Origin of the sequence: Campylobacter majalis, from assembly GCF_905120465.1 — a bacterium.
Taxonomy (GTDB): Bacteria; Campylobacterota; Campylobacteria; order Campylobacterales; family Campylobacteraceae; genus Campylobacter_A; species Campylobacter_A majalis.
The window spans coordinates 38448-44597 of record NZ_CAJHOF010000017.1 but is presented as its reverse complement, the minus strand read 5'-3'; the positions used below and the strand labels follow the sequence as shown (position 1 = coordinate 44597).

Below are 6150 nucleotides of genomic sequence, written 5' to 3'. Positions count from 1 at the left end.
ATATAATATTTATATTGTGTAGATATTGTATAGATAGTTAAGATTGGTAAAAAATTTGTGAATTTTTGATTTTCTATTAAAAGTTGAAAATATTTTATTTTTATGAATTTAAGAATAGAATAGAAAGAAATTTTAATGTAAAAAACTTTTTAAAATACGAAAATATCGGCGTTTCATACACTTTAGAAATTCCACTCAGCTACACTCTCAGTCCACTCAGCTACACTATTTTTCCATCTGTGTGGACAAATTATGATAAATGTTATCATAAACGATTAAAATTCCACTAATAAAAGACAAAAAGCGATATTTTAAGCTATATTTTATTTTTTTGTGTATTTTTTGTGGAAAATATAAAATTATAAATCAAAATTTATAAAAATGATATCTTATTACAATAGGTTACAAAATGTAACTTATTAAGTTTATTTTTATTTATTTATATATTTTTTGCCTTAGAATAATACAAATTTTTTCATAAAGGATTAATAATGGATAAAAGATTTCTTTTTTCTATTGTTTTGTTGCTTGGACTGACAAGCTTTGGTTTTGGTGCCGATGAGTTTTCTGAAGCGGCAAATGTTGTTAGCTCGGCTTCAACATCTGGTAAAGCTATTGTAAAAGAGAGTATGCAATGGTTATTTGCTCTTGTATTGCCTTCAGCTCTTATGGTAACTTCTGCTTTTCTTGCATATAGATTTGAAAAACAAAAAAGTGAACAGGATAAAGAAACTTCTAAAATATATACAAAAATGGCTATAGCAACATTAGGCGGTTTTTTTGTATATATTGCGATAGCTATGCTTGTTAGTCGTTGGTTTTTTGGAGATTTTACTAGTATATTTAGTAAGGTTATTTATGCTTTCTTTACTAGCGTGTTTCAATAATAGGTTAAAAAATGAAACATATTTTTTTAAGTTTAGCTCTTTGTAGTTTTATTTTTGCAAAGTGTTATTACATTCCTTGTGATGGTAATGTAAATATGGCAGAGCAACAAACTAAGGCAAAATTACAACCTGAGTTTGAAGGCGTGATGAGTGAACTTAAAATTTTAAAAGAAAAATATGGTCTAAATTTAAAAGCCTATGAAAAATCCAATGAGCTTTTAAGGGAGCAAATTGCACTTACCAAAGAAAAGGCTTTGAAAAATAAAGAGCTAGTTTTTTTACTTAGAAAATTTAATCAAAGTCTTAGTCTTACAATAAACGCAGAAGTAACAGCGGACGAAGAGAATAAAAATGCAAATTAGAACTACAAAATTTCCTTACTTCTTTTGGGGTTTTAATAGGGCTTATGAATGTGATTTGGATTTTGAAGAGCATATATATAAAAATTTAGAAGTAAAAACAGAGTATAGGTTTAAAAAGATTAATAGTCTTTTGTATTTGATTATTAAGTATTTACCTATATTCTTTATTTTTTACTTTACTTTTAATAAATTTGATTTTTCGTTTTCAAAAACAACAATATTAAGCCATATTTTGGCTTTTATACTTGTAAGCATTGTTAATCTACTAGATGGTTTATTTAGGCAGATTGTAAGTATATTAGCAATCTTTTCATCTATATTTTTTGGTTTTTATATCGATGAGATTTTTTTGGTTGCTTACGTTCTAAAGTATTTTTTGTTTTTTAGTGTATTTATTATGATTTTTTTAGACACTAGATTGCAAGCATATTCTATTTTGAATGACAACGGTAAAGTGTTGTCAAATTTTACTATTCCAAAGAGTAAAAAATGAGAAATTTTAAAAAAATATCATTATTTTTAGTATTAAATGTTGGTTTTGTTATGGCAAACCCACTTGAACCGCAAAATTTTATTGCACCATCTCAGCAAGAGCTACAGCAAAATCAAAGTCAAAAAATAGATGACCTAAAGGCAAATAGCTTTTATTTAAACCTTGATCCAAAGGACATAAATGCTATTCAGAAAAAAGATGAAGAAGTCAGAAATGCTTTTGATAGATTTTCACAAAAAGAGATTAATTATAAGCCAGTGATACGTCCTATCGCTTCAATGGATAGCATAAATTTGCATCCATATTTTACTACAACTATTTTACTACCAAAAGGCTCAATTATAAGTCATATAGATAGTTCAAATTCAATGGCTGTTTTAAAATATGAAAATAATGCTATTTTGATACGTCCTAATCAAGATTTTAAAATAGCAAATTTTACAATCCTTTATAAATTAGATGATGAAAATAAAATACTTAATGTTTTAGCAAATTTTTATGAAAAAAATCCGTTGGATTTTCAAGATAAGTTAAATTTGGTTTATTCTTATTCAAATACACCAAAATTAGATGGCTTAGAAGTTTTAAGTGCCTATGTAAAAGAATTTGGTTCGTTACCAAAACAAGAATATTCATTTATTCAAATAGGCGACATAAGTTATCGTATTGTTAAGGATGATAAATATGGCAATATTATGCGTGGTGGCAATAAGTATCGAATAGATAACAATACAATTTATAGGTAAGAAAAAATGCAAGGTGTTGAAATTTCGCAAAAATTAGATGAGTTAATAGATAAGCTTAATAATTTTAATAGAGCCAATAAAGCTATTGATGAAAAAATGGAAAAAATTGAAGCGGTTATGTCAATAATGGCTAAACATATTGAAATTTTAGAAGATAGAAATACAAAATTTATAGATAAATTTAAATTTGGTAGATTTAAATTCAAAAAGCTTAGTGAAGAGTTGCCAAGTGTAAAAATAAAAAAAAGAGCTAATTTTAGCTTAAATGATGACTAAGGATAGAGTATGAAAGATAAGAAAATTTTAATTTTTATTGTTATTTTGGTTGTTGCCATTATAAGCATTGCTTTTATCATAAAGCCTGATGATAATAATAATGGGATTGTTGTTTCACAGCCTCAAGACATAAGAGAGCTAATTTTGGATACAAATAATACTTTAACCGATAAAAACGGCACATTTATACCGCCAAAAATGGAGATTAATCCATTTGTTCAAAATACACAAAATTTAGCAGACAATAAAGAAGAGGCTATAAAGAATTCGGCAAACGTATCAACACAAGAGCCTAAGATTGCCGATATGACAAACTATGAAAATATAAATCAAGAAGAAAGTATTAAACGGATAGCAAAACGCCAAAAACCAAATGATATGATAGCATTTTTAAAAGAAAAACAAAATGAATTTAGCTTTAATGCTAGAGAAAAAAGTTTTAAATTTGATATGAAAGAGTATTTAGTGGGCGATAAATTTTTAGATTTTTTTGAGATTACAGATATTAGTCAGAATTTTATCCGCTTTAAAGATAATAGCTATGAATACAATCTCAGATTTATAAAGGAATAACAATGGGTATGAGTATGGATGAAATTATTGCAGAGATGAAAGCAGAGTTAAGTAGGCTCTATGCAAAGATCAAAAAAATTGAAGCTTGTCTTGATGAAATAGAGACATTTTTAATCGAAAACGAAATAGATGAAAATAAAAAACAAGGACTTAAAATATGAAAAAAATTATTTTTTTTGTAAGTTTTTTGGTTATATGCCTTAATGCAAACAACCTTTATGATGAGCCAAATCCAGCAAGCTTTAAAAATGGCTTTAATGCCGGTATAAATTCGGTAGCTTTTCAAGCAAAAATAGATGGCTTTTATCCGCAAATAATAAATATAACAAAGCCTTATGTGGTTGCAGTTGAAATTAAAAATATGAGCCTTGACGAGGCATTGTTTTTGCAAATCATAGCAAACAGAGAGGGTTTTGATACACATCTTACAACTCAATATGTTACCTTTGGAGAATATCAAAGGGAAATAGATGCTAAGAAAATTGTTAATAAAATAAAAGCTGACTACAAAATAAAGAGTAGTGAAATCAAAATTTTAAAAGATAAGAAGCAAATTATTACTTATCCTTTTTTGTTTAGTGATTTTTATACAGAACTTTTAAAAGAAGCAAAGGCTAATGGAGTAATTGAATCATTTAAAATTATTGAAGTTAAACCTCAGGTTGTTAAAAAACCAGCTATAAAGTCGGTAAAAAAGCAAACTGAAAAGACAAAAACTATCTCTTTTAAAAATAGTAAAGCTATGAGTTACAGCCTATCAAATAATGATGAGAGTAATTCAAAAAATCTAAATGACAATGAACTAAAAAGTGGTAAATATACTTATGAAAAAATTATAACTACAAAGCAAGGCGAAAAATTTGTAAAAGTTAAGGGTGAAAATCTATATTTTAGCATTTTAGATGTTGTGATTGGAGAGTAAAATGAGAATTTTATTTATTACGGTTATAGCACTTTTGTTTATGGGTTGTTCTGGTAAGGTTCAAACTAATAAAATTCCAAATGAGAAAAGATGGAATTTACCTAGTAGCTCACAAAAATATAATGCTAGCATAAGTGCCAAACAGATAGCAGATTTTGAGGAGTATTCAGCAGAGTTTTTTAACCAAACTATTGGCACAAATAAAGGTTTAAATAAAAATTCTAGTCGTAATTATAATGGTAGTGGTGATGAGCTGGATATTTACGGTGTAGGATTAAATAGGGGGCATTTTAGTGAAAAAAATTAAAATAGCACTCTTGATTTTTACAAGTATTGCTTTTGGAAATAATAGCACTATGGATGGACAATCTGTTACTAATCACGCTATAAAATCGGCTAGTGAGGGGCGTGAGGTGGTAAGAGAACAGAAACTAAGTCCTGTTGATATTAACAAAAAAAGCGAGAAGTTATTTTATGGAGAAACTATACTAAATTGGCACTATGCTTTGCAAAGAGAAAATTTGCGTGCAAAAGAGGTTTTAGGAAACACGGCTGAAAATATGCTTGTTAAAAATGTTACAAAATCCGAAGCACAAAATGCAGGTGATACAAATTCAACAATTGAGCTTGTGGCAGTAAAGGGTTTTTGTTTTATACCTGAGGATATAAATGTAGGTAAGCAACCTAGTTCACTTAGAGTTAATTGTGAAACAAATTATGGCGGAATTGTAATGTTTGCGGATTTGGTAAATGTTAATGAAAGAGCAAGTCTTATTGCTGATCCAAAGTATATAGAAAAAAGCGGATATAGATTTAAAGTATCAAGTGCGATTGTTACAAATGAAGAAAAGACAAGCTACAATATAGCTACTTTTGTAAATGATAGAAAGATAGCAGAAGTGGGCTGGGGAGCATTAAGCGTTGGCTCTGATGAATTTAAAACCCAGTCAAATGCTTATTTAAAAGCACTTGAAAACTCTAAGCAATCACAGACAACAGATTATGTAAGTGTAACCGATGCGTCTGGCAATGTCTATCCGCAAGCTGTGCAGAACACTAATACAGAAAAACCTGATCCACTTGATTATTTAATAACAGGCGGTATTAATATGGTTGCAAGTATTGCTAAAAATACAGCTGAAATTTTTAAGAGAGATTTGCCATATTTATATCAGATTGTAGGACAAACAAAAATTTGGATAGATTTGCAGGTTGAAAAAGACGGTGTTTATACTAAATAAAAAGGAAAGTAAATGAAAAAAATTAGTTTAATTTTATCTCTCAACGTTGCTGTATTTGCAAATAGCACTAGCACAGAGGATTTTTTCTATAACAGAGGTTATGAGATGGGCTATTCATCAGGCTATGAAAAAGGCGTGGCGGATGCTTTCAAGGAGGCTAAAAGAGTTTTGGAGCGATATAAAGATGACTTATACGCTTATGAGATAGGCAAGTATTTAATTAAAACTCAAAAGCTAACATATCCTCAAATTTGGCAGGAGCGGACAGATGATGGCAGGGTTGTTTTAAGAATAATGCCAAGTATTGTTGAAAGAGAGCTAAATATCGATGAGCTTTTTAGCAAATTTGCAGTAATACCAAAAATGGATCAAATCTCAGTTGGCAGATTGGAGCTTACAACAGAACAGAAGAATTCTGTAAATTTAAGCAGTCGTGATAGTAATATCAATGAATTACCTCAGAGTGTAAATACGGCAATTAATAAAAAAACACTAAGAATAACTAAAAATTCAAAGAATTTAGAGATTTTAAAGCGTGCTAATGTTGTTTTTAGTGATGAAGACGATAGTTATAATGTCCTATTTTTTACAGAAAGGGAAGAAAAAGATTTTTGTAAGCAATTTGAAATTTGCAAAAAATAAGGATTTGT

11 protein-coding genes are annotated in these 6150 nt (G+C 28.6%); all 11 read left to right on the top strand.

Translation table 11 applies throughout. The annotated features are described in order from the left end of the window. Window positions 1-491: 491 nt before the first annotated feature. Genes LQU93_RS08190 through LQU93_RS08140 form a run of 11 tightly spaced genes read left to right on the top strand, consistent with a single transcriptional unit; the run spans window position 492 to window position 6142 of the window. A complete protein-coding gene (locus LQU93_RS08190; RefSeq protein WP_229933397.1) occupies window positions 492-887 on the top strand; it encodes a hypothetical protein in 396 nt (131 codons plus the stop codon). A gap of 11 nt (window positions 888-898) precedes the next feature. Continuing rightward, on the top strand, window positions 899-1249 hold the full coding sequence (locus LQU93_RS08185; protein WP_229933396.1) for a hypothetical protein: 351 nt from the start codon (window positions 899-901) through the stop codon (window positions 1247-1249). Further along, window positions 1239-1742: a hypothetical protein gene (locus tag LQU93_RS08180; RefSeq protein WP_229933395.1), complete on the top strand. Its 504-nt coding sequence runs from the start codon at window positions 1239-1241 to the stop codon at window positions 1740-1742. Before LQU93_RS08185 ends, LQU93_RS08180 begins: the two co-directional genes overlap by 11 nt. Beyond that, window positions 1739-2488 carry a hypothetical protein gene (locus tag LQU93_RS08175; protein ID WP_229933394.1) on the top strand — a complete coding sequence of 250 codons (750 nt, stop codon included), beginning with the start codon at window positions 1739-1741 and terminating at the stop codon, window positions 2486-2488. Before LQU93_RS08180 ends, LQU93_RS08175 begins: the two co-directional genes overlap by 4 nt. Window positions 2489-2494: 6 nt before the next feature. Beyond that, window positions 2495-2764, top strand: a complete 270-nt coding sequence (locus LQU93_RS08170; protein WP_229933393.1) for a hypothetical protein — start codon at window positions 2495-2497, stop codon at window positions 2762-2764. A gap of 9 nt (window positions 2765-2773) precedes the next feature. Then, window positions 2774-3337 carry a hypothetical protein gene (locus tag LQU93_RS08165; RefSeq protein ID WP_229933392.1) on the top strand — a complete coding sequence of 188 codons (564 nt, stop codon included), beginning with the start codon at window positions 2774-2776 and terminating at the stop codon, window positions 3335-3337. Between the two features lie 2 nt (window positions 3338-3339). Further along, window positions 3340-3498: a hypothetical protein gene (locus LQU93_RS08160; RefSeq protein WP_229933391.1), complete on the top strand. Its 159-nt coding sequence runs from the start codon at window positions 3340-3342 to the stop codon at window positions 3496-3498. Beyond that, window positions 3495-4259 carry a hypothetical protein gene (locus tag LQU93_RS08155; protein ID WP_229933390.1) on the top strand — a complete coding sequence of 255 codons (765 nt, stop codon included), beginning with the start codon at window positions 3495-3497 and terminating at the stop codon, window positions 4257-4259. Before LQU93_RS08160 ends, LQU93_RS08155 begins: the two co-directional genes overlap by 4 nt. A 1-nt stretch (window position 4260) precedes the next feature. Then, complete coding sequence (locus tag LQU93_RS08150) at window positions 4261-4566, top strand: hypothetical protein (protein ID WP_229933389.1); 306 nt, start codon at window positions 4261-4263, stop codon at window positions 4564-4566. Next, window positions 4553-5500, top strand: a complete 948-nt coding sequence (locus tag LQU93_RS08145) for a hypothetical protein (protein ID WP_229933388.1) — start codon at window positions 4553-4555, stop codon at window positions 5498-5500. Before LQU93_RS08150 ends, LQU93_RS08145 begins: the two co-directional genes overlap by 14 nt. 12 nt (window positions 5501-5512) lie before the next feature. After that, window positions 5513-6142, top strand: a complete 630-nt coding sequence (locus LQU93_RS08140; protein WP_229933387.1) for a hypothetical protein — start codon at window positions 5513-5515, stop codon at window positions 6140-6142. Window positions 6143-6150: the final 8 nt, after the last annotated feature.

Excerpts from the sequence above, each read along its gene's own strand:
- LQU93_RS08175 (WP_229933394.1), top strand. The coding sequence starts at position 1,739 with ATGAGAAATTTTAAAAAAATATCATTATTTTTAGTATTAAATGTTGGT.
- LQU93_RS08150 (WP_229933389.1), top strand. The coding sequence starts at position 4,261 with ATGAGAATTTTATTTATTACGGTTATAGCACTTTTGTTTATGGGTTGT.
- LQU93_RS08165 (WP_229933392.1), top strand. The coding sequence starts at position 2,774 with ATGAAAGATAAGAAAATTTTAATTTTTATTGTTATTTTGGTTGTTGCC.
- LQU93_RS08185 (WP_229933396.1), top strand. The coding sequence starts at position 899 with ATGAAACATATTTTTTTAAGTTTAGCTCTTTGTAGTTTTATTTTTGCA.
- LQU93_RS08140 (WP_229933387.1), top strand. The coding sequence starts at position 5,513 with ATGAAAAAAATTAGTTTAATTTTATCTCTCAACGTTGCTGTATTTGCA.
- LQU93_RS08155 (WP_229933390.1), top strand. The coding sequence starts at position 3,495 with ATGAAAAAAATTATTTTTTTTGTAAGTTTTTTGGTTATATGCCTTAAT.
- LQU93_RS08160 (WP_229933391.1), top strand. The coding sequence starts at position 3,340 with ATGGGTATGAGTATGGATGAAATTATTGCAGAGATGAAAGCAGAGTTA.
- LQU93_RS08190 (WP_229933397.1), top strand. The coding sequence starts at position 492 with ATGGATAAAAGATTTCTTTTTTCTATTGTTTTGTTGCTTGGACTGACA.
- LQU93_RS08180 (WP_229933395.1), top strand. The coding sequence starts at position 1,239 with ATGCAAATTAGAACTACAAAATTTCCTTACTTCTTTTGGGGTTTTAAT.
- LQU93_RS08170 (WP_229933393.1), top strand. The coding sequence starts at position 2,495 with ATGCAAGGTGTTGAAATTTCGCAAAAATTAGATGAGTTAATAGATAAG.